The following is a 20,003-nucleotide window of genomic DNA, read 5'->3' as shown; positions in this document are numbered from 1 at the left end:
GCAGCGGGATTCACGGGGAGGCGGGCGGCGGGCCGTCCGGCTCCTCCTCCGGCGTGCCGGGGCTCGTCGGAGCGGGCGCCACCGCGTACGTCTCGACCGACCACAGCGAGTAGCCGTACTCCGTCGCCCGCGCGTCGCCCTGCACCCGCAGGAACCGCGTGTCGGCGGCGTCCATGCGCACCGACTCCCGCCCGCCCCGGCCGTCCCGCACGGTCGCGGCGGTACGCCACACCCGCCCGTCGGCGGAGACCTGGACGCGGTAGCGGGCGGCGTAGGCGTCCTGCCAGTGCAGCACCACCTGCCCTATCCGGGCCGGCTCGGCCAGCTCCACCTGCCACCAGGCGCCGTCCTCGGCCGGCGAGGACCAGCGGGTCGCCGGATCGCCGTCGGCGGCGAGCGCGGCCGGGAAGTCGGGCGTCTCGTCGCCGGAGGACGAGGCCGTGCCCGTACGGACCAGGTCGGGGCCCTCCGTACGCGGGAAGGCGCGCACCGTGAGGACCTGCCGCTCGCCCGCGAAGGAGACCGGGACGGTGTACGAGCCGGAGGGCACGCCGGGCGCCACCGACACCTCCAGGGGCACGGTGGCCGTCGTGCCCCGCGGCACCACGGTCGCCCCGGCCTCCTTCGGCAGGCGCACGGTGATGCCCTTGGGGGCCTCGGCGGTCAGCGGACCGCGCACCTCGGCGGCCCGCCGCCCCTCCAGGGTGACGTCCACCCGCTGCGCGGGGCCGCCGATCTCGGCGTCGGTCTCGGTACGGGACAGGGCGAGCCCGGCCCGCGGCTCGTCGGCGAACCACGGCACGAGCGAGCGCACCCGCGGCGGCGCGCCCGCGCCGCCGGTCCATACGATCCGCAGCGCCTCGGCCCGCAGCCCCTTCAGGTCGGCCTGGGTCCAGCCGGACGCGGCGAGCGGGCCGATCCGCCGCCAGCCCTCGCCCGGCACGTACGCCTCCAGGAAGCCCGTGCCGACGGCGCCGCCGGCGGGGTCGACCGGGTCGGTCATCACGGTCAGGGTCTCCACCGGACGCGTACGGTCCAGCCGGACGGTGTACGTGTCGCCGTCGCCGGAGGCCGTGCCCCCGGCCGCCCCGCGGTCCTGCTTCGGCTCACCGGTGTGCGACGGCGCCCGGTCCGCGCCGGTCCAGGCGGCGGACTCGGCGGCGGCCCGGTCGAGGAAGGCGTCCAGGACGCCCTTGCCGACCGTCACCCGGCCCGCTCCGCCCCCGCCCCCGGCTCCGCTTCCGCTTCCGACGCCCGCCCCGCCCCCGGTGCGCAGGGCGGCGCGCTTGCGCTCCAGGTCCAGCTGGGCCCGCCAGGCCCCGGCGCCGTCGCCGCGCGCCTGGGCGAGCAGCATGTCGACGGCGGTCTCGCCGGCCGCGCCGTACCGGGAGAGGCGCTCCAGCCACGGCCCCGCCTCGGCGCCCAGGGTGCCGTCGGCGGTGCCCTTCAGGCGCGCGGGCGCCTCGCGCATCACGGTGAACGCGGCGCGCAGCTCCCGCCCCGCCCTCTCCCGTACCGCCGGGTCGTGGTGCGCGCGGGCGGTCCAGAAGGCGGCGGCGAGCGGCTTCAGATAGGCGGACTCGGCGTCCGGGGCGAGGAGCGAGGAGGCGCCGTTCCCGGCGAGCGCGCGCAGTGCCTCGCGGGCGGCCGGGTCGGGGCCCGCCAGCTCGTCGACGGCGGCCTGCCAGGACTCCTGCGGCCGGTAGCCCTTGGGGTTCCAGGCGAAGTCGGCGGCGGTGAACAGCGGCACCCGGGAGGCGGCGGCCTGCTCCATCGCGTTGGCGAGGAAGGCGGCGGACCCGGCGGCGACGGCCGGCTCGCGGCCGGTCGCCGGGCCGAGGAAGAGCCGGTCCTGCGCGTAGTCGTTGACCGGATAGTTGTCCATGGTGACCAGCGGGTGGCGCAGCGCGTCCCGGGCCCCGGCGAGCTCCCGGCCGGTGATGGTGCGCGGTACGGCGCCGACGCCGGTCCAGGCCACCTCGACGCGCCGGTCGAGGGCGCCGGCGAGCGCGGTCCGGTAGTCGGTGGCGCCGTCCTGGTAGTACTCGGTCGGCATCAGCGACAGCGGAGCCGCGCCCGGGTGGCGCCGGGCCAGGTGGGCGGCGACGGCGTTCGCCACGCGCGCGTGCGCCCGGGCGGCGGCCTCGGGGCCGCTGCCGAAGGCGTCGGCGTCCGCGTCGCAGCTCCACTCGCTGTAGCTGACGTCCTGGAACTGCAACTGGAAGGCCCGCGCCCCCAGCGCCCACATGGCGTCGAGCTTCCTGGTGAGCGCGGCGACGTCCGCGTCCGAGGACAGACACATCGCCTGGGCGGGGGCGACGGCCCAGGCGAGGGTCACATGGTTGGCGGTGGCGCGGGCGGCGAGCTCGCGGAAGGCGGCCCGCTCGGCCGCCGGGTACGGCTCGCGCCACAGGGCGCGGCGGTAGGGGTCGTCGCCGGGGGCGTACAGATAGCGGTTCTGCTTGGTGCGGCCCATGAAGTCGATCTGGGCGAGCCGTTCGGCGGGCGTCCACGGCTGCCCGTAGAAGCCCTCGGTGAGGCCGCGGACGGCGGTGCCGGGCCAGTCGCGCACCATGACGCCGGGGAGGGTGCTCTTCGGCCCCAGGAGCTGACGGAGGGTCTGTACGGCGTGGAAGAGGCCGTCCTCGCCGGCGCCGTCCACGGCGACGGTGTCGCGGCCGGCCAGGCGGCCGGTGGCGAGCCGGTAGCCGCCGTCCGGCAGATCGCCCCGCTCGGGCACCCTCAGGGCGCGCAGCGCCGCGTCCGTCTCCACGCTGTCGCCGAACCGGATCACCGGCCCGCGGCCGGGCAGCGTCTCGTGCACGGTGCGCACCCCGGCGGCCCGCAGCAGCGCGCGCAGGGCGCCGGCGGCGTACGGGTCGGCCTCGGGCGCGACGAGCAGCGTCACCTCGGTGCCGAGCGGCACGGCCGAACCGGACGGGGCGATCGACTGGGGCCGCGGCCAGACCGGGGGCACGGCCGCGGACTGCCGGTCGGGGGTGGTCACGGGGGAGCCCGGGGAGCCGGGGGCGGCGTGGGCGATCCCGGGCAGGGCGCCGCCGAGGAGGCCGCCGATGACCGCCGCGGCGACGGCGGTGGCCGTCCGCTTCCTGCGTCCGAGGGACACCCGGGGCTCCTTCCCGCCCGAAGACCGTGATCGGTCGATGGTCACGACCGGGCGATGGTCACGACCGGTCGATGGTCACGATTGGATGACGAGCCCACCACCCGGGCCGACGGAGTGTCAATGCGACAGGGCGAACTGTCCGCATTGCCCGGTGCGGTTTCGGCGAGGTGGCACGCTTTCGCCACATCCCGCCGGTAAAACGGGAATCGCTGGGTAGGGCTCCCTCTGCTGTCTTACCTGTCGAGACGAAACCGGGAGATCCCGTGACCGCGCCTGCGACCGACCACGCCTGCAAACGGATAGCGATCCCGAGGCAGGGCGAACCGCTCACCAGCGAACCGCCGCTCGCCGACGCCGCGCCGCTCACCAGCGAACCGCCCCTGATCGAGGCCGCCCCCCTGACCAGCGAACCCACCGCCCGCGCCACCGCGGGCGGTTCGGAGTCCCCCGGAGTGTGACGTGACCCTGGCCCGCCTCGCCGACCTGCACGGCGTCGCCACCTCGTACGCCCCCTCCGAGGGCGTCACGGTCCCCGTGTCCGAGGCCACCGTGGTGGCGGTGCTGCGCGCCCTCGGGGTGGACGCCTCGGGCCCGGAAGCGCTCGCCGCGGCTCTGGAGGCGGCCGAACGCACCGCCCGGGAACGGCTGTTGCCGCCCACCGTGGTCCGCTGGCAGGACGACGAGCAGGGCGAGGAAGGCAACGCGGCGGAGGAGGGCGTGCGGCGCGGGCTCCGGCCGCCCCGCGGACTGCCGCCCGGCACCCGGCTCACCGTCACCACCGAGGCCGGCCGGACCGTCACGGGCGCCGACTGGCGCGCCCTGCCCACCGGGGTGCACCGGCTGGTCGCCGAGGCCCCGGACGGGCGCCGCTCGGCGAGCACCCTGATCGTGGCCCCCGCGCGCGTGCCCGCGCCGGTGGAGCAGGCCGGGGGGCGGGCCTTCGGGCTGCTCGTCCAGCTCTACTCCCTCCTCTCCGCCCGCTCCTGGGGCATGGGCGACCTCGGTGACCTGCGGGAGCTCGCCGACTGGGCGGGCCGCACCCACGGCGCCGGCTTCGTGCAGGTCAACCCGCTGCACGCGGCGGTCCCCGGGGCGCCCTCCGACCCGTCCCCGTACCGGCCGTCCTCCCGCCGCTTCCCCGATCCGGTGCATCTGCGGATCGAGGACATCCCGGAGTACGCGTACGTGGACCCGGCCCGCCGCGAGGAGCTCGACCGGATCCTCGGCGACGCCGCCGAGCTGCGCGAGAGCGTGCTCGGCAAGGGGGCGCTGATCGACCGGGACGCCGTGTGGGAGGTCAAGCGGCGCGCCCTGGAGCTGGTGCACACCGTCGAGTTGGGCCCCGGCCGCCGGGCCGACTACCGCGACTTCCTGGCCGGGCGCGGCCGGGCCCTGGAGGACCACGCCACCTACCAGGCGCTCGCCGAGCGGCACGGCCACCACTGGCGCCGCTGGCCCGAGGAGCTGCGCGACCCGGAGGGGGCCGCGGCGGCGGTCCGCGCGGACGCCGAGCTCGCCGCCCGGGTCGACTTCCACTGCCGGCTCGCCTGGCTGACGGACCGGCAGCTCGCCGACGCGGCGGACACCGCGCGGCGGGCCGGGATGCCGGTCGGGATCGTCCACGACCTGGCCGTCGGCGTGCACCCGGACGGCTCCGACGCCTGGGCGCAGCAGCGGGTCTTCGCCGCCGGGATGTCGGTCGGCGCGCCGCCCGACGCCTTCAACTCCCGGGGCCAGGACTGGGGCCTGCCGCCCTGGCGCCCGGACGCGCTCGCCGCCGCGGGCTACGCCCCGTACCGCGGTCTGCTCCGCGAACTGCTCCGGCACGCGGGCGCGCTGCGGATCGACCACGTCATGGGCCTGTTCCGGCTGTGGTGGGTGCCGGAGGGCGGTGAGCCGACCGAGGGCACGTACGTCCGTTACGACTCCGAGGCCATGCTCGCCGTCCTGGTCCTGGAGGCCCACCGGGCGGGCGCCTCGGTGGTCGGCGAGGATCTGGGCACGGTCGAGCCGGGGGTGCGCGAGGCGCTGGCCCGGCGCGGCGTGCTCGGCACCTCGGTGCTGTGGTTCGAGCGGGACTGGGCGGGCGGCGGGCGGCCGCTCGCGCCGGAGGAGTGGCGCGCCGACTGCGTGGCCACCGCCACCACCCACGACCTGCCGTCCACCGCCGCGCGCCTGTCCGGCTCCCATGTGACGCTCCGCCACCGGCTGGGGCTGCTCACGGGGGAGGTCGAGCGCGAGCGGGCCCGGGACGCGGCGGAGACCTCGGAGTGGCTGGGGCTGCTGCAGCGGCTCGGCCTCCTGCCGGAGGGGCCGGGCGACGAGGCGGCCGAGGTCCGGGCCTTCCACCGTTTCCTGGCGGCCACCCCGGCGCGCCTGGTCGGGGTGTGGCTGCCGGACGCGGTGGGGGACCGGCGGCCGCAGAACCTGCCGGGCACCTGGGACCAGTACCCCAACTGGCGGCTGCCGGTGGCGGGGCCCGACGGGCAGCCGATGTCCCTGGAGGAGCTCGCCGCCTCGCCCCGGGCGCACGACCTGCTGAGGGGGGTGTCGGAGGCGGTGTCGGAGGCGGTCGCGGAGGCGCGCGGAGGGGGCGTGCGTGCCCGTACGGCACCCCCGGGCGCGCGGTCCGTTTAGGTGTTCGCTACTTTTGCACCGTGGACAAGAAGAACGCCCTGCGCGCCGGCGCCGTCGCGGCCGGTACGACGCTGATGATGCTGCTCATGTCGTCCCCCGCGCTCGCGAACACCCGCGACGACGGTGACGACCCGGCCCCCAAGCTGGAGGTCATCGAGACCATCGGCCTGTACGTGGCCGCGCCGATCGCACTGTTCCTGGTCATCGCCGGCCTGGTGATGGTCCTCGACAAGTCCAAGAAGAAGGCCTAGGCCTCACTCGTACGTTCACGAGGGCGCCGCGCGGTACACCGGTACCGCGCGGCGCCCTCGCGTGTCCTCACGCGGTGGTGGCGAGCAGCTTCCGCAGCAGCCCGGCCAGTTGCTCCGCCTCCTCGGCGCTGAGCGCGGCCTCCAGGGCGGCCCGCTGCTGGGCGAGGCCCGCGCCGACGGCCTGGTCGACGAGCTCCCGGCCCTCGTCGGTGAGGGTGACCCGCAGCCCGCGCCGGTCGTTCGGGTCGGGGCTGCGGGTGATGTACCCGGCCCGCTCCAGCTTGTCGAGGCGGCCGGTCATCCCGCCCGTCGTGATCATGAGCGTGGCGGTCAGCTCGCGCGGTGAGAGCGTGTACGGCTCGCCGGATCGGCGCAGCGTCGCGAGCACGTCGAACTCGCCGAGCCCCATGCCCCCGTACGGCTTGTACGCCTGGTCCACCTTCCCGCGCATGGCGCCGGCGAGCCGGTAGATCCGGCCGAAGACGGCCATCGGCAGCGTCTCCAGGTCCGGGCGGACGGCCGCCCACTGGTCGGTGATGGCGTCGACGGCGTCGTGATTCTCCATGCCCGCAGTCTCCCTCTCTCCCGAGCTGCTTGCAACCAAGTCACTTACCGGAAAGCCACTTGCGCATAAGTAGCTTAGTGCTAAGTTAATTACCGCTGAGCAAGTCGCCGCAGAGGGGGAACCGTCATGTCCCGCAAGGCCGCCACCGTCGCCCTGACCGCCCTGGCCCCGATCTCCTGGGGCTCGACCTACTTCGTCACCACGGAGTTCCTGCCGCCCGACCGGCCGCTCTTCACCGGACTCATGCGGGCGCTGCCCGCCGGACTGCTCCTCCTCGCCCTCACCCGCAAGCTCCCGCAGGGCGCCTGGTGGTGGAAGTCCGCGGTCCTCGGCGCGCTCAACATCGGCGCCTTCTTCCCGCTCCTCTTCCTCGCCGCCTACCGGCTGCCCGGCGGCGTCGCCGCCGTCGTCGGCTCGGTGGGACCGCTGTTCGTCGTGGGCCTCGCCGCCCTGCTCCTCGGTGACCGGCCCACCGTGCGGGGGCTGCTCACCGCCATCGCCGCCGCCTTCGGCGTCAGCCTCGTGGTCCTGAAGGCGGGCGCCGCCTTCGACACCGTCGGCGTGGTCGCCGGACTGCTCTCCTCCCTGTCGATGTCCGCCGGCACCGTCCTCACCAAGCGCTGGGGCCGCCCCGAGGGCGTCGGCGCCCTCGCCCTGACCGGCTGGCAGCTCGCCTCGGGTGGCCTCGTCCTGCTCCCCGTCGCCCTGCTGATCGAGGGCGCCCCGCCGGCCCTCACCGGCACCAACCTGGCCGGCTACGCCTACCTCGCCTTCGGCAACACCGCGATCTCCTACTTCCTCTGGTTCCGCGGCATCGAGCGGCTCAGCGCCTCCTCGGTCACCCTGCTCGGCCCGCTCTCGCCGATCACCGCCGCCGTCATCGGCTGGGCCGCCCTCGGTCAGGCCCTCGGCCCGGTCCAGGTGCTCGGCATGATCGTCGCCTTCGGCGCCACGCTGGCGGGCCAGCTCTCGCCCCGGCCCCGCGCCGCGAAGGAGCCCGCGAAGGCGCCCGAACCGTTCAGCTCCGCTGAAAAGAACGGTCAGGAAGTTTCGATGGACCTGGAGGTTTCGGCGGTGCGACGGTAGCGTCCATGAGCCTGATCGCCACCGAGAAAACCGCCACCGAGAAAACCGCCACCGAGAAAACCGCCACTGAGAAGAACGCCGCTGAGAAAGAGACCGCCACCGAGAGGCCGGCCCCCGCGAGCAACCACCGGGGCGCCGGCCTCGGCGTGCTCCTCGCCCTGCTCGCCACCGTCGTCTGGTCCGGCAGCTTCGTCGCCACCCGCGACATGGCCGACTCGATCCCGCCCGTCCAGGCCGTCTTCTGGCGCTGGATCATCGCGCTGCTCGCCGTCGCCCCCTTCGCCGCCCGCCCGCTGTGGCGGCAGCGGGCCCTCATCCGGCGGCACCTCGGCTTCGTCGCGCTCGCCTCCCTCTTCGGCGTCGCCCTCTACAACACCCTGGTCCACCAGGCCGGACTGACCACCTCCGCCGGCAACATGGGCATGATCATGGCCGCCTCGCCGGTGATCATGGCGGGCTATGCGCGGCTCGGCGGCGAACGGCTCGGTGCCCGCCGCCTCCTCGGCCTGCTGACCGCCGTCCTCGGCGTGCTGCTGCTCGTCGGCAAGGGCTCCCTGACCGGCTCCCCGACCCTGGACCTCACCCCCGGCGACCTGTGGATGTTCGCCGCGGCCCTGTCCTTCGCCACGTACAGCGCACTGCTCAAGCGCAAGCCCGCCGAGCTCGACGGACTCGCCTTCCTGCTCACCACCTTCGTGCTCGGCGCGCTGATGCTCGCCCCCGCCTACGCGATCTCGCTCTCCGTCCAGGGCGGCTTCCCGGTCACCGCGGGCACCGTCGGACCGCTGCTCTACGTCGGCGTGTTCTCCTCCGCCGTCGCCTTCTTCGCCTGGAACCGCGCCATCGCCCTGATCGGCGCCGCCCGCGCCGGCGTCGTCTACTACCTCCAGCCGGTCTGCGTCGCGCTGCTCTCCGCCCTCCTCCTCGGCGAACGGCTCGGCCTCGCCGGCGCCGGGTGCATGGTGCTCATCCTCGGCGGAGTGGCCCTGAGTTCGGCCAGGTAGCGGGGCCGGTAGGTTGCGGCCCATGACCGAGTGGGACATCAAGAAGCTCCAGATCCTCCGCACCCTGCGCGACCGCGGCACCGTCACCGCCACCGCGGAGGCCCTCCTGATGACCCCCTCCGCCGTCTCCCAGCAGCTCACCAACCTCTCCAAGCAGCTCGGCGTACGGCTCCTGGAGGCCCAGGGCCGGCGGGTCCGGCTGACCGACGCCGCCCATCTGGTGCTGCGGCACGCCGAGGCCGTCTTCGCTCAGCTGGAGCGGGCCGAGGCCGATCTCGACGCCTATCTCAGCGGCGAGGCCGGCCGGATCCGGGTCGCCGCCTTCTCCACCGCCGTCTCCGCCCTCGTCGTCCCCGCCGTGCAGGCGCTGCGCCCCGCCCACCCCGGGCTCGACGTCCGGGTCCGCGAGGCCGAGGCGGCGGAGGCGTACGAACTGCTCACCGCCGGCCAGGTCGACCTGGCGCTCTCCCTCGCCGCCCACGCGCCCACCGCCCGCGACCCCAAGTTCAGCCGGGTGCCGCTGCTCGCCGACCCGCTCGACGTCGCCCTGCCCGCCGGGCACCCGCTCGCCGACGCGGCCGGACTGCGGCTCGCCGACCTGTCCGCCGAGCCGTGGATCTTCGGCGGCTCCGGGCCCTGGTCCGAGATCACCACCGCCGCCTGCGAGGCCGCCGGCTTCGTGCCCGAGCAGGCGCACAGCGCGGCCGGCTGGACCGCGATCCTCGCCCTGGTCGAGGCCGGGATGGGCGTCGCCCTGGTGCCCCGGATGGCCGCCGCCGAACGCCGTACCGGCGCCGGGGTCGTCATGCGGGTGCTCTCCGCCGACCAGCCGCGCCGCCATGTCGTCGCGGCCGTCCGGCGCGGCTCCGAGGAACGCCCGGCGGTCGCCCGGGTCCTCGCGGCCCTGCGTCAGGCCGCCGTCCAGCGCGAGACCACCCAGACCGTTCAGTAGCTCTACAAAGACCTGTCGAAAACATTCGATGGACCTGAGTCATGCTGCGGCGGCACAGTCGACGCATGAGCCTCGACGCGAACGACCCGATCCAGGACCAGGACCCGCACGCCAACGACGCCGCGCCCTACGCCGGCGGCGACCCGTACGCCGACTACCGCACCGGCGACTTCCCCTTCACCGAGCTCGTCGACCTCGCCGACCGGCGCCTCGGCGCCGGTGTCGTCGCCGCCAACGACGAGTTCTTCGCCGAGCGGGAGAACCTCCTCGTCCGCGAGCGGGCCGTGTTCGACCCCGAGCACTTCGGCCACAAGGGCAAGATCATGGACGGCTGGGAGACCCGGCGCCGCCGCGGCGCCGACGCCGACCACCCGTTCCCGGCGCCCGAGGACCACGACTGGGCGATCGTCCGCCTCGGCGCCCCCGGCGTCATCCGCGGCATCGTCGTCGACACCGCCCACTTCCGCGGCAACTACCCGCAGAAGGTGAGCGTCCAGGCCGCCGCCGTCGAGGGCACCCCGAGCCCCGAGGAGCTCCTGGACGCCAAGTGGGAGGAGCTCGTGCCGCCCACCCCGGTGCGCGGCCACGCCGCCAACGGCTTCGCGATCACCACCGAGCGCCGCTACACCCACCTGCGCCTGTGCCAGCACCCCGACGGCGGCATCGCCCGCCTCCGCGTGCACGGCGAGGTCGTCCCGGACCCCGAGTGGCTGGACGTCCTCGGCACCCTCGACCTGATCTCGGTGCTCAACGGCGGCTCCTACGAGGACGCCTCCGACACGTTCTACTCCTCGCCCACCCAGATCATCCTGCCCGGCACCTCGCGCAAGATGGACGACGGCTGGGAGAACCGCCGCCGCCGGGTCCGCGGCACCAACGACTGGGTGCGCTTCCGGCTCGCCGCCCAGGGCGCCGTCCGCGCCGTCGAGATCGACACCGCCTACCTCAAGGGCAACTCGGCGGGCTGGATCTCCCTCCAGGGCCGAAACGGCGGGCCCGAAGACGGCGCAGAGTGGTTCGAGATCATCCCGCGCACCCGCCTCCAGCCCGACACCCTGCACCGCTTCACGCTCGCCGCCCAGGCTGTGGTCACCCATGTGCGCCTGGACGCCTTCCCGGACGGCGGCGTCGCCCGGATGCGTCTGCACGGCAGCCTCACCGAGGACGGCGCCGCCGAACTGCGCGCGCGGTACGCCCGCCTGACGGACTGACCAACCGACTGACCGACTGACGAACTCCGCACCGGCGCACGGAAGAGGAAGTCCAAACGATCACTACGCTCTGCGGGCATGAGAATCCTCCACAGAGCCGCCACCGTGCTCGCGCTGCTGGCCGCCGCGGTCCTGCCGACCGCGGCACCGGCCGCCGCCGACACGGTGGACCCGGCCACCGCGCCGCCGGTGCGCACCCTCTCGTACAACGTCTGCGGCGGGTACACCTGCCAGAGCGCGCTCGACCTGCCCACCTGGACCGCCGAGGTGAAGGACCAGACGCTCGCCTGGGACACCGACGCGCTGTTCCTCCAGGAGCTGTGCTTCGGCCAGTGGGCCGCGCTGCGCGACGCCCTGCCCGGCTACACCGGCGTGTGGACCTCGACCGTCAACGACGTCTCCGGCTGCGGCAAGTGGTCGAGCGACAAGCGCTTCGGCCTCGGAATCTTCGTCAAGGCGCCGGCCGTCGACCGCTACGCCGCCAACCTCACCGTCCCGGCGGGCGAGGAGGGCCGGGCGGTGCTGTGCGCCCGCGGACCGGTCGACGGGCGCACCACGCTCCTCTGCAACACCCACCTCGCCCAGTACATCCAGCCCGACAACGGCTCCTCCCAGGTCATGGCCAAGGTCGACACCTGGGCCGCCGGGCTCCCCGTCATCCTCGGCGGCGACCTCAACGCGGGCGCCGACTACCCGGCCCTGGACCCGATACGGGCCGGGCTGCCCGGCACCGGGCCGTTCGCCGAGGCCGACGAGAACGACCACGACTGGTTCACGGCCGCGTGCCTCACCTCCGGCGCCACCGAGTGCCGCTCCGGCGAGCCCACCACGTACACCGGCAAGAAGTTCGACCACGTCTTCCTCAGCGCCCGTGACTTCCACACCGTCCGCGCCGACGCCCTCGAACCCGAACCGGCGCCCGCCGCCCCGCTCTCCGACCACCTGCTCCTGCGCGCCGCCGCCTACCCCGAGCCCCGGCCCGGCAGCGGCACCGACGGCGACCTCACCGGCGACGGCCGGCCCGACTTCGTCGCCGTGAAGGACGACGGCAATCTGCGCCTCTACTCCGGCACCGGTGGCGGCACCCTCGCCGGCATGCGCCAGATCGGCACCGGCGGCTGGGCCGGCGCCGCCGTCAGCCACCGCGGCGACTGGACCGGAGACGGCCGCGAGGATCTGCTCGCCCGGATCGGCGACACCCTCTGGGTCTACCCGAACGCCGGCAGCGGCGAGCTCGGCACCCGCGTCGCCATGGGCGGCCGCCCCACCGGCTGGAGCGACGCCACCCCGCTCGCCGCCGGCGACGTGGACGGCGACGGCCTCCCCGACGTCCTCGCCCGCAGCGCCACCGGCCTCTGGCTGCACCGCGGCGGCGCCGCCGTCGACGGCAGGCCGACCTTCGCCGCCAAGGCCGCGCTGAACATCGGCGGCCCCGAGTGGGCCGGCCACGACGTGCTCCTGCCCGGCGACGTCACCGGCGACGGCAGGGCCGACGTGTGGGGCCGCGACCGGGCCACCGGCGAGATCAAGCAGTACGCGAGCCAGGGAGCGACCGCACTCGCCGCCCCCGTCGCCCTGACCGGCGGCCCCTGGACCGTCGCCGACCGGCGCCTCGCCGTCTCGGCCGGCGACGTGACCGGCGACGGCCTGCCGGACCTGTGGACCACCCGTACCGCCGGCACCGCCGAGAACCTGGAGTTCCTCCCGGGCACGGCGACCGGCCTCGGCACCCCGACGACGATCGGCACCGGCGGCTGGCAGTGGCTGACGAACCTCGGCTGAGCCGCTGAAACGGGAAGGGCCCCGGACCGACATCGGTCCGGGGCCCGTCACCGAGGAGGAGCTACGGCCGTCAGGCCGCCGCCGCGTCCGCCGCCTGCGCCTTCAGGGCGCGCTCGACGCCCGCACGGCACTCGGTCACAAGCCGGCGCAGCGCCGGGGCCGGGTCGTTCGCCGCGATCCAGGCGTCCGTGGCGTCCAGGGTCGCCTGCGACACCTGGAGCGTCGGGTAGAGGCCGACCACGATCTGCTGGACCATCTCGTGGCTGCGCGTCTCGGAGACGTGCTTGATCGACGCGAAGTACTTCTCCGTGTACGGGGCGAGCAGCTCGCGCTGGTCGGCCTGGACGAAGCCGCCGATCACCGCCTCCTGCACCGCGTTCGCCAGCGTGTCGGACTCCACGACCGAGGCCCAGGCCTCGGCCTTGGCGGCCTCCGTCGGGCGGGCCGCGCGGGCCGTGGCGGCGTGGCGCTCGCCCGCGGCCGTCTTGTCGCGCTCCAGCTCGGCCGCGATCTCGGCCTCCTCGAAGCGGCCGGCCGCCGCGAGCCGCTGCACGAACGCCCAGCGCAGCTCGGCGTCCACGGCCAGGCCCTCGATCGTCTCGCCACCGTCGAGCAGCGCCGCGAGCAGGCCGAGCTCGGCGTCCTCACGGGCGGTCGCCGCGAAGGCCCGCGCCCACGCCAGCTGGTGGTCGCTGCCCGGAGCCGCCGCCCGCAGCTGCTCCTGTGCGGCCGTCCCCCAGCGGGCCAGGCCCTCGGCACGCCACTCCGGCGCCGCGTACAGGTCGAGGGCCACCTTCACCTGGCCCTGCAGCGACTGCACGACGCCGATGTCGGTCTCCTTGGTGATGCCGGAGAGCACCAGGTCCAGGTAGTCGCGGGTGGCGAGCTCGCCGTCCCGGGTCATGTCCCAGGCCGAGGCCCAGCACAGCGCGCGCGGCAGCGACTCGGTGAAGTCGCCCAGGTGCGCGGTGACGTTCTTCAGGGACACCTCGTCGAGGCGGACCTTGGCGTACGACAGGTCGTCGTCGTTCAGCAGGACCACGGCCGGGCGCTGCTTGCCCGCGAGCTGCGGGACCGGCGTCAGCTCGGCCGCGTCGATGTCCAGCTCCAGGCGCTCGGTGCGCACCAGCTTGCCGGCCGCGTCGAGGTCGTACAGGCCGATCGCGATCCGGTGCGGGCGCAGCACGGCCTCGCCCTTGGCGCCGGCGGGCAGCGCCGGGGCCTCCTGGCGGACGGCGAAGGAGGTGATCGCGCCGTTCTCGTCGGTCTCGATCTCGGGGCGCAGGATGTTGATGCCCGCGGTCTCCAGCCACGCCTTCGACCAGGCCTTCAGGTCACGCCCGGAGGTCTCCTCAAGGGCGCCGAGCAGGTCGGCGAGGCGGGTGTTGCCGAACGCGTGGCGCTTGAAGTACGCCTGCACGCCCTGGAAGAACTCGTCCTGCCCGACGTACGCCACCAGCTGCTTCAGGACGGAGGCGCCCTTGGCGTAGGTGATGCCGTCGAAGTTGACGAGCACGTCCTCCAGGTCGTTGATGTCCGCCATGATCGGGTGCGTGGACGGCAGCTGGTCCTGGCGGTAGGCCCAGGTCTTCTCCGCGTTGGCGAAGGTGGTCCAGGCGTTCGGCCAGCGGGTGCCCTCGACGGAGGCCTGGCAGGCGACCGAGGTGAAGGTGGCGAACGACTCGTTCAGCCACAGGTCGTTCCACCACTCCATGGTGACCAGGTCGCCGAACCACATGTGGGCCAGCTCGTGGAGGATGGTCTCGGCACGCCGCTCGTAGGCCGCGTCCGTCACCTTGGAGCGGAAGACGTACTGGTCGCGGATGGTGACCGCGCCCGCGTTCTCCATGGCGCCGGCGTTGAACTCCGGCACGAAGAGCTGGTCGTACTTGGCGAACGGGTACGCGTAGTCGAACTTCTCCTGGAACCAGGTGAAGCCCTGCCGGGTCACGTCGAAGATGTGCTCCGCGTCCAGGAACTCCGCGAGCGACGGACGGCAGTAGATGCCGAGCGGCACGACCTGGCCGTCGGCGCCCTCGTACGAGGAGTGCACCGCGTGGTACGGGCCGACGATCAGCGCGGTGATGTACGAGGAGATGCGCGGGGTCGGCGCGAACTCCCACACGCCGTCCTTCGGCTCCGGGGTGGGCGAGTTGGAGATCACGCTCCAGCCCTCGGGCGCCTTCACGGTGAACTGGAAGGTGGCCTTCAGGTCGGGCTGCTCGAAGGAGGCGAAGACCCGGCGGGCGTCCGGCACCTCGAACTGGGTGTAGAGGTACGCCTGCCCGTCGACCGGGTCGACGAAGCGGTGCAGGCCCTCACCCGTGTTGGTGTACGCGCAGTCCGCGACGACCTTCAGCTCGTTGCGGCCCTGCTTCAGGTGCGGCAGCGCGATCCGCGAGTCCCGGAAGACCGCGGCCACGTCGAGGGCGTGCCCGTTCAGGACGACCTCGTGCACGGCGGGCGCGACGAGGTCGATGAAGGTCTCCGCGTTCTCCGCGGCGGAATCGAAGCGGACGGTGGTGACGGACCGGTAGGTGCCGCCCTCCTGCGCACCCGTGAGGTCGAGGTCGACCTCGTACGCGTCCACGGACAGCAGCTTCGCCCGCTGCTGAGCCTCTTCACGGGTCAGGTTCGTACCAGGCACCCGGTCAACTCCTCGGTTTCGTGACGTTTGGGCCATCCTTCCACGGGGTGAGCGGGAGGCGCACGGCACATTTCCCAGGGCGAACAAGAAGGAACGGCGGCCACCGGTCACCGGTGACCGCCGTTCCTCCGTACGGCGGGGATCAGCCCTGCAGTTCCTTCGCGACGAGCTCCGCGATCTGCACGGCGTTCAGCGCCGCGCCCTTGCGCAGGTTGTCGTTGGAGAGGAAGAGCGCGAGGCCGTTCTCGACGGTCTCGTCGACCCGGATGCGGCCCACGTAGGAGGCGTCCTTGCCGGCGGCCTGGAGCGGGGTCGGGATCTCGGAGAGTTCGACGCCCTCGGCGTCCTTCAGCAGCTCGTACGCGCGCTCGACGCTGATCGGACGCTCGAAGCGGGCGTTGACCTGGAGCGAGTGGCCGGAGAAGACCGGGACGCGGACACAGGTGCCGGAGACCTTGAGCTCGGGGATCTCCAGGATCTTGCGGGACTCGTTGCGGAGCTTCTGCTCCTCGTCGGTCTCGTGGGTGCCGTCGTCGACGAGGTTGCCGGCGAGCGGGACCACGTTGAAGGCGATGTTGCGGCGGTAGACGCCGGGCTCGGGGAAGGCGACGGCCTCGCCGTCGTGGGTCAGCTCGGCGGCGCGCGGCGCGACGGCCTTGACCTGCTCGTCCAGCTCGGCGACGCCGGCCACGCCCGAGCCGGAGACGGCCTGGTAGGTGGTGGCGACCAGCGCGGTGAGGCCGGCCTCCTGGTGGAGCGGCTTGAGCACCGGCATGGCGGCCATGGTGGTGCAGTTCGGGTTGGCGATGATGCCCTTGGGGCGGTCCTTGACCGCGTGCGGGTTGACCTCGGACACCACGAGGGGGACCTCGGGGTCACGGCGCCAGGCGGAGGAGTTGTCGATCACCACGGCGCCCTGGGAGGCGACCTTCTCGGCGAGGGCCTTGGAGGTGGCGCCGCCGGCCGAGAAGAGGACGATGTCCAGGCCGGTGTAGTCGGCGGTGGCGGCGTCCTCGACGGTCACGCCGTCGACGACCTTGCCGGCGGAGCGGGCGGAGGCGAAGAGACGCAGCTCGTCGACCGGGAACTTCCGCTCGGCCAGAATCTTGCGCATGACTGTGCCGACCTGACCGGTGGCTCCGACGATTCCGACCTTCACGGGGACTCCTCCGTACGAGTGTGCAGGTGCTGCGGCTTCCATGATGCGTATGTCCCGGGTCGCCTTGTCCAATCCATTGTCCAAGGGCCGGACAGGTCACGGGACGGAGACACTCCCGGGGACGGGAAAGGGGCGGGCACCGGTTCCGGCGCCCGCCCCTCCCGTGGATCTTCCCGGTGCTACGGGGTGACCTTCGTTACGGGGTGACCTTCTCGATCACCACGCTGCCGGTGCCCGCGGCGGTGCCCCGCGCGTTCACCAGCTGCACCTCGCCGAAGAACTGCCGGCCCTCGGGCGCGGCGGCGTTCACGACGACCTCGGCGGCGACGTCCGCGGAGCCGCCGTTGGCGAGCTGGACCGGCTTCGACTCGTCGACCTTCACGGTGCCGAGCGCGGACGAGTAGTACACGTCCTTGTAGTCGTAGGCGGTGCCGCCGGCCGCCTGCACGGAGTAGCCGTCGATGACGACGGTGTACGTGCCGGGGGCGGGCTTGAGCAGGGTCACGGCCTCCTCGGAGTCGCCGTCGGCGGACTGGCCGACCTGCTTGCCGTCGAGCGTGACCGTGAGGTCGAGGTCGGCGGCCAGGTCGGAGGTGTTGCCGATGGCGATGTCGAGGCGCTCCACGCCCTCACCGATGGTGACGGTGCGGGTCTGCTGCTCGTGGTGCTGGATGGTCGGGCGCTCGGACTTCTGCGAGCCGAGCGAGCCGCCCTTGAGGTGCCCGTCGATCGCGGCGAAGCCGTTGCCGACCTTCCACTGCACGGCGGACGGGGTGCCGATCTTCGCCTCGGCGACCTTCTGGACGGCCGGGTCGAAGTCGGCGCCGAGGACGGACACGTTCAGGGTGAACGGGTTGTCCAGGTCCGGCGAGGTGCGGCGGGACTCGACGATGATCTCCCAGACGCCCGGGATCGGGTTGGCGTAGGAGCGCACGTCCGGGCGGCAGGTGTTCGCCGGGTTGTAGTGCGGGTAGCACTGGTTGGTCGCGTTGTCCTCCAGGGCCACGCCGTACGGGTGCTGGGTGATGAACCGGGTCTGGCTCTTCTCCTTCAGCCCGCCGATCGAGACCTCGAGGGTCTTGGCGCCCTTCGGCACGGTCACGAAGTAGGACTTGTGGCTGTTGCGCTGCACGGAGCCGGAGGCGGTGAAGCCGAAGCCGGGCGCGACCAGGTCGGCGGAGACGATCGAGGTGGCGAGGATCTGCTTGTCGACGCCCTCGGTGCGCTCGTCGTCGGCCTCCAGGATCACGCTGTGCACGCCGGCGGTGCGCGGGCGGGCCTCCAGCTTGACCGTGACCGGCTTGTTCAGCGGCAGGTCGATCTCGTCGTCGCCGAGGATCCGGAAGGTGCCGTCGTTGTACTTGAGGTCCAGCTCGTGCTCGATGGCACGGTCCGGGCCGCTCGTGCGCGTGACGGTGACGTCGTAGACCTTCTTCTGGCCGACCTTGAGGCCGCCCTCGCGGTCGTACACACCGGTGCCGGTGTGCGGGGCCGGGAAGATCGCGGTGTCGACCGGGGCCTCGACCTTGTAGTCGTGGGCGGTGGCACCGTCCTTGATCGACTCCCAGGCCTCCTCGATGTCGATGAGGCCGGCGCCCTGCTCGTGGGCTGCGACGCCCGAGATGCGCTTGGCGGTCGAGGTGAGCGCGGTGCGCAGGGTCAGCGGGGAGAGCGCGATGCGCTTCTGCTTGGCGGCCGAGATCAGCAGCGCGCTCGCGCCCGCCGCCTGCGGCGAGGACATCGAGGTGCCGTTGAGCATGCCGTAACCGGCGGGCAGCGGGTAGCCGGCCTCCGCCACGCCCTGGCCCTCCAGCCAGGTCGGGATGGAGTTCACGGCCGAGCCGGGCGCGGTGATGGTGGGCGTGAAGCCGCCGTCCTCACGCGGGCCGCGCGAGGAGAACGGGAACATCGCGTACTTCTTCTCGACGGCCGAGCCGTAGTTGGCGGCCCAGGTGTCCTTGGAGACGGCCGCGCCGACCGAGAGGACCTTGTCGGCCAGGCCGGGGTCGCCGATCGTGTTGATGCCGGGGCCCTCGTTGCCGGCCGAGATGACCAGCTGCACGCCGTACTCGTCGATGAGCCGGGTGTAGAGGCGGGCGCGCACGTTGTCGCCGTCGTTCTGCAGCGGCAGACCGCCGATGGACATGTTGACGATGTCGACGCCGCGGTTCACGACGAGGTCCATCATGCCCTCGGTGAGCGCGGTGTTGGTGCAGCCGCCGGTCCAGGTGCAGGCGCGCATGGAGACGAGCTTCGCGCCGGGCGCGGCGCCGCTCATCTTCCCGCCGAACAGGCCGTTGGCGGCGGTGATGCCGGCCACGTGGGTGCCGTGCGCGGACTCGACGAGACCGACGTTGACGAAGTCGGCCTTCTTGCCGACCCAGGTGCCGCCCAGCGGGTCCATCGGCACGTCCTTGCGGATCTGCACGACGAACGGGACCTTCTCGGCGACCGGGGTGGCCGGGTTGTCGGCACCGAAGTAGCCGACCTGGTTGCCGTCCTTGTACGGCTTCATCGGCGCGTTGTCCGTGAAGTCGCCGTTCTGGTCGGTGTCGACCCGGACGGTGCCGGCGGCGGCGTCGTAGAGCAGACCGAAGACGTCGGTGGTGTCGCCGTCCCGGTTGATGTCGCCCTTCGGGTCGCCGCCCGCGGTGACCGACTCGCGGAACACGCTGAAGCTGTAGGAGCCCTCGGGGGCCTTCCAGCTCTGGCTGCTCGCGGTGAAGACGGGGCCGGTGACCGGGGTGATCTGGGCGCGCCAGGTGCCGTCGCCCTCGGTGATCGGGTCGGTGGCGGTGACCCAGTCGACGATCTTGCGCTCGCCGGTGGTGGTCTTCTGCAGGGCCGGGTGGCCGAGGTCGACACCGGAGTCGAGGATGCCGATGGTCACGCCGCGGCCGTCGGCCTTGGGGTGCTCCTTGACGAAGTCGACCGCGCCCGTCTCGTACGAGGGGTTGTACGGGTTCTTCGCCGGGGTGTACTTGCCGGGCGCCGGGTAGGTCTGCGTGACCGTGGTGCCCTCGACGGCGCCGGTGGTGCCGGCGTCCGGGGTGGGGTCGTCGAGCTCGATCTCCGCCTGGAGGTCGATCGACTGGACCGAGGAGAGCTTGGTGGCGGCCTTGATGGCCGCGTCGGCCTTCGCGGTCGGCAGGGTGGCGCGGACGTAGCCGAGCTTGTCGTCCTGCTTGCCGACGGAGGCGCCGGGGACGGCGTCGAGCTGGCCGGCGACCTGCTCGGTCGCGCCGGGGGCGGTGGCGACGAGCACGGTGACGTTCGGCTGGTGCGCGGCCTCGGCCTCGTCGAGGCGCTGGGCGTCGGTGACGCCGAGCTTGTCGGCCGGGTCGGCGGTCTTCGCCGGGGAGGTGGCCGGGGTGCCGGTCGCCGGGTCGTCGGCGGCCAGGACCGGGGCGGCGCCGCTCGCGATCAGCGCGGTCACGAGTCCGGCGGCGGCGGCGATGCGGGCCGCGCGTCTGGTCCCGGGGGTCGAGCGCCCGGGTATGGAGCTCTGCGATTCGGGGGTGGTCATTTACATCCCTGAAGTGAAAGGAGAGGGTCCGGATTTCGGTACCGGATGACCGCTCA

General features: G+C 73.5%; 13 protein-coding genes. 8 read left to right on the top strand and 5 right to left on the bottom strand.

The window, feature by feature from the left end; translation table 11 throughout:
• Positions 1–10: 10 nt before the first annotated feature.
• Positions 11–3,127, bottom strand: coding sequence for a beta-N-acetylglucosaminidase domain-containing protein (locus KV205_RS05005; RefSeq protein WP_265862451.1), 3,117 nt, complete (start codon positions 3,125–3,127; stop codon positions 11–13).
• A 263-nt stretch (positions 3,128–3,390) separates the two neighbouring features.
• Between KV205_RS05005 and KV205_RS05000 the strand changes: the two genes are divergently transcribed.
• From KV205_RS05000 to KV205_RS04990, 3 genes are read left to right on the top strand one after another with little or no spacing between them, the layout of a single operon-like run.
• The gene (locus tag KV205_RS05000; protein ID WP_265862450.1) at positions 3,391–3,585 is read left to right on the top strand and encodes a hypothetical protein; all 195 of its coding nucleotides are present in this window, start codon (positions 3,391–3,393) and stop codon (positions 3,583–3,585) included.
• 1 nt (position 3,586) lies between these two features.
• Positions 3,587–5,764: a 4-alpha-glucanotransferase gene (gene malQ / locus KV205_RS04995; RefSeq protein ID WP_265862447.1), complete on the top strand. Its 2,178-nt coding sequence runs from the start codon at positions 3,587–3,589 to the stop codon at positions 5,762–5,764.
• Between the two features lie 20 nt (positions 5,765–5,784).
• Positions 5,785–6,015 (top strand): hypothetical protein, encoded by a 231-nt coding sequence (locus KV205_RS04990; protein ID WP_265862444.1) that lies wholly within the window; start codon positions 5,785–5,787, stop codon positions 6,013–6,015.
• 67 nt (positions 6,016–6,082) lie between these two features.
• Here the strand turns inward: KV205_RS04990 and KV205_RS04985 are convergent, their stop codons facing one another.
• A complete protein-coding gene (locus KV205_RS04985) occupies positions 6,083–6,580 on the bottom strand; it encodes a MarR family winged helix-turn-helix transcriptional regulator (protein ID WP_265862442.1) in 498 nt (165 codons plus the stop codon).
• Between the two features lie 126 nt (positions 6,581–6,706).
• On the opposite strand from KV205_RS04985, the gene KV205_RS04980 reads away from it, so the two are divergent.
• The 5 genes from KV205_RS04980 (at position 6,707) to KV205_RS04960 (ending at position 12,615) form a co-directional block, all read left to right on the top strand.
• Positions 6,707–7,666 carry an EamA family transporter gene (locus KV205_RS04980; protein WP_265862440.1) on the top strand — a complete coding sequence of 320 codons (960 nt, stop codon included), beginning with the start codon at positions 6,707–6,709 and terminating at the stop codon, positions 7,664–7,666.
• Between the two features lie 5 nt (positions 7,667–7,671).
• A complete protein-coding gene (locus KV205_RS04975) occupies positions 7,672–8,670 on the top strand; it encodes a DMT family transporter (protein ID WP_265862439.1) in 999 nt (332 codons plus the stop codon).
• Between the two features lie 22 nt (positions 8,671–8,692).
• Positions 8,693–9,622 (top strand): LysR family transcriptional regulator, encoded by a 930-nt coding sequence (locus KV205_RS04970; RefSeq protein WP_265862438.1) that lies wholly within the window; start codon positions 8,693–8,695, stop codon positions 9,620–9,622.
• Positions 9,623–9,687: 65 nt separating this feature from the next.
• On the top strand, positions 9,688–10,833 hold the full coding sequence (gene alc / locus KV205_RS04965; RefSeq protein WP_265862436.1) for an allantoicase: 1,146 nt from the start codon (positions 9,688–9,690) through the stop codon (positions 10,831–10,833).
• A 78-nt stretch (positions 10,834–10,911) separates the two neighbouring features.
• Positions 10,912–12,615, top strand: a complete 1,704-nt coding sequence (locus KV205_RS04960) for an FG-GAP-like repeat-containing protein (protein WP_265862434.1) — start codon at positions 10,912–10,914, stop codon at positions 12,613–12,615.
• Positions 12,616–12,685: 70 nt separating this feature from the next.
• On the opposite strand, the gene pepN is transcribed toward KV205_RS04960, so the two are convergent.
• The 3 genes from pepN to KV205_RS04945 all read right to left on the bottom strand — a co-directional run bounded on the left by pepN (position 12,686) and on the right by KV205_RS04945 (position 19,947).
• The gene (pepN, locus tag KV205_RS04955; RefSeq protein ID WP_265862432.1) at positions 12,686–15,262 is read right to left on the bottom strand and encodes an aminopeptidase N; all 2,577 of its coding nucleotides are present in this window, start codon (positions 15,260–15,262) and stop codon (positions 12,686–12,688) included.
• 142 nt (positions 15,263–15,404) lie between these two features.
• Positions 15,405–16,421: an aspartate-semialdehyde dehydrogenase gene (locus KV205_RS04950; RefSeq protein WP_265862431.1), complete on the bottom strand. Its 1,017-nt coding sequence runs from the start codon at positions 16,419–16,421 to the stop codon at positions 15,405–15,407.
• 196 nt (positions 16,422–16,617) lie between these two features.
• The gene (locus KV205_RS04945; RefSeq protein WP_265862429.1) at positions 16,618–19,947 is read right to left on the bottom strand and encodes a S8 family serine peptidase; all 3,330 of its coding nucleotides are present in this window, start codon (positions 19,945–19,947) and stop codon (positions 16,618–16,620) included.
• Positions 19,948–20,003: the final 56 nt, after the last annotated feature.

The organism is Streptomyces sp. SKN60, from assembly GCF_026236535.1.
In the GTDB taxonomy this organism is placed as follows: Bacteria; Actinomycetota; Actinomycetes; order Streptomycetales; family Streptomycetaceae; genus Streptomyces.
Note: the sequence above shows the minus strand (reverse complement) of the source record. Positions and strands in the feature narration are given on the sequence as shown.

What these genes read in the sequence shown, in the direction of transcription:
- KV205_RS04985 (WP_265862442.1), bottom strand. Translation starts at nt 6,580, where the DNA reads ATGGAGAATCACGACGCCGTCGACGCCATCACCGACCAGTGGGCGGCC.
- KV205_RS04980 (WP_265862440.1), top strand. Translation starts at nt 6,707, where the DNA reads ATGTCCCGCAAGGCCGCCACCGTCGCCCTGACCGCCCTGGCCCCGATC.
- KV205_RS04975 (WP_265862439.1), top strand. Translation starts at nt 7,672, where the DNA reads ATGAGCCTGATCGCCACCGAGAAAACCGCCACCGAGAAAACCGCCACC.
- KV205_RS04970 (WP_265862438.1), top strand. Translation starts at nt 8,693, where the DNA reads ATGACCGAGTGGGACATCAAGAAGCTCCAGATCCTCCGCACCCTGCGC.
- alc (WP_265862436.1), top strand. Translation starts at nt 9,688, where the DNA reads ATGAGCCTCGACGCGAACGACCCGATCCAGGACCAGGACCCGCACGCC.
- KV205_RS04960 (WP_265862434.1), top strand. Translation starts at nt 10,912, where the DNA reads ATGAGAATCCTCCACAGAGCCGCCACCGTGCTCGCGCTGCTGGCCGCC.
- KV205_RS04945 (WP_265862429.1), bottom strand. Translation starts at nt 19,947, where the DNA reads ATGACCACCCCCGAATCGCAGAGCTCCATACCCGGGCGCTCGACCCCC.